A 2,126-nucleotide genomic window follows, 5' to 3' on the forward strand; every position below is an offset into this window, starting at 1 on the left:
ATCTTTGCGCGCCGGCTGCAGACCCAGGAGCATCTCACCGCGCAGATCGCGGCCGCGATCGACGAGGTGCTGAAGCCCCGCGGCGTCGCCGTGATGATCGAGGCCGAGCATACCTGCATGTCGGTGCGCGGCGTCGCCAAGCATGGCGCGATGACGTTCACCAGCCGTTTCACCGGCATGTTCCGCGACAATCCGGCGGAGCAGGCCCGCTTCCTGTCCCTGGTGCGAGGCTCGCAACGCTGATCCTCGCGAACGATCGGCGAGGGCGTTCGTGTCCACTCACTCCCACGACATCGAGGAAGGGCTGAGCTTCCAGCCCAAATTCGACGCATCCGGCCTCGTCACCTGCGTGGCGACGGATGCGGCGACCGGCGAATTGCTGATGGTCGCCCACATGAACGACGAAGCGCTGCGCAAGACGATCGCGACCGGCGAGGCCTGGTATTTCAGCCGCTCGCGCAATGCGTTGTGGCGGAAAGGTGAGACCTCGGGTCAGACCCAGCGCGTCGTCGAGATGCGCACCGATTGCGACCAGGACGCGGTCTGGATCCGCGTCGAGCAGGTGGGCGCGGCCTGCCACACCGGCCGCAGGTCCTGCTTCTACCGCAAGGTCGAGGCCGACGGCGGCGGCGCGCGACTGTCCTTGGTCGATGCCGACAGGCTGTTCGATCCAGACGCCGTGTACAAGACATGAGCCGGACATGCGGGGTTCGCGCTTCGCGCGCCCCGGAACGGCTCGGGAAGGGCCGGGCCGTTTTCTTAACTCCGCATTAACCATACTTGCCCCACGCTGCACCGGCATGGCCGCCGAATTGCCGGCGCCACCCCAACGCCGCCGAGGGCGGGCACACCATCATGTCGGTCGACGCTTCAAGTGCCACGCAGACGTTCGCGATCGACCCGTCGCGGGCGCGCGTCGCCGGCGCGATCAAGCAGGCCTCAGGCGTCACCGGCGTCAGCTTCGAATACATGCTGACCACGGCCAAGATGGAATCGGATTTCAATCCGACCGCGGGCGCCAGCACCTCCTCCGCGCACGGGCTCTATCAATTCATCGACCAGACCTGGCTCGGCACCGTGAAGGAGGCGGGCGCCCAGCTCGGCTATGCCAGCTATTCCGACGCCATCACCCGCACCTCGTCCGGCAACTACACCGTGGCCGATCCGGCGACGCGGCGCTCGATCCTGAAACTGCGCGACGATCCGCAGGCCGCCTCCGACATGGCCGCGGTGCTGGCGCAGTCCAACAGCTTCAAGCTGACCGGCAAGCTCGGTCGCCGCCCGAGCGATGCCGAACTCTACATGGCGCATTTCATGGGGGTCGGCGGGGCCGCAAAACTGATCGCCAACGCCGAGGACAATCCGCAGGCGAGCGGCGCGCGGCTGTTTCCCAACGCGGCCGCCGCCAACCGCCCGATCTTCTACGACAGGAGCGGGCGGGCGCGCAGCGTCTCCGAAGTCTACGGCGTGTTGTCGACGCGCTACGCGAATGCCGCGAACTCGAAGGCGACGCGCACGGCCATGGCGCTCTATGGCGACAAGCCCTCGACCACCGCGGTGGCGAGCGCCGCGCCGACGGTGCAGACCGCGCAGGTGACGCAGCCGACGCGATCCGCGCCGATCGTCGACAACGCCGCCTACCTGCAGACCTTCCCGGAGGCGCGTTCGGCGACGCCGGTGTCCACGCCATCGTCCGTGACGGTTGCCGACAATACGCCGGCGTTCCGCTCGCTGTATCAGCCGGGCGAAAGCACCGCGCCGGTGTCGTCGGCCGTGAAGAAATTGTGGGGCGACAACGCCTCGCTCACCTCGGTCGCGAGCGCGCCCCCGATTGCGAGCGCGATGCCCGAGGTTCGGGCACCGACGCCGCTCGACCTGTTCAGCGACCGCGCCGGCACGTTCTCGAGCTAGAACTCATACTCGCTGAGCGCGATGGCCGCTTTCGGCGCTGAAGCAGATGCCTTGTTGTCCTGATGAGGATTTCGGCCTTTGATCCACGGTCGACCTCGCCTAATGGATTTCCGCAAATCAAAGCAGTAAAACCACGCCACAGTCGTACGATTTGGCACCATGACCAAGCTGCTTGAATTAGCCTTGATTGCCATATTGAGCGTGATCACGGTCGC

General features: G+C 66.4%; 4 protein-coding genes. 3 read left to right on the top strand and 1 reads right to left on the bottom strand.

The genetic code is table 11. From position 1 onward, the window contains the following. The 3 genes from KGM94_RS25055 to KGM94_RS25065 all read left to right on the top strand — a co-directional run. On the top strand, positions 1–243 hold a 243-nt coding region (locus KGM94_RS25055), incomplete at its 5' end, for a GTP cyclohydrolase I (protein WP_300265385.1). Positions 244–271: 28 nt separating this feature from the next. After that, on the top strand, positions 272–694 hold the full coding sequence (gene hisI, locus KGM94_RS25060) for a phosphoribosyl-AMP cyclohydrolase (RefSeq protein WP_300265388.1): 423 nt from the start codon (positions 272–274) through the stop codon (positions 692–694). A 161-nt stretch (positions 695–855) separates the two neighbouring features. Further along, positions 856–1,911 carry a lytic transglycosylase domain-containing protein gene (locus tag KGM94_RS25065; RefSeq protein ID WP_300265391.1) on the top strand — a complete coding sequence of 352 codons (1,056 nt, stop codon included), beginning with the start codon at positions 856–858 and terminating at the stop codon, positions 1,909–1,911. Here the strand turns inward: KGM94_RS25065 and KGM94_RS25070 are convergent. Then, positions 1,908–2,126, bottom strand: a 219-nt coding sequence (locus KGM94_RS25070) for a hypothetical protein (protein ID WP_300265394.1), incomplete at its 5' end; no start/stop codon positions are given. The genes KGM94_RS25065 and KGM94_RS25070 overlap by 4 nt on opposite strands.

It is taken from the genome of Bradyrhizobium sp. (assembly GCF_028868675.1).
Taxonomy (GTDB): domain Bacteria; phylum Pseudomonadota; class Alphaproteobacteria; order Rhizobiales; family Xanthobacteraceae; genus Bradyrhizobium.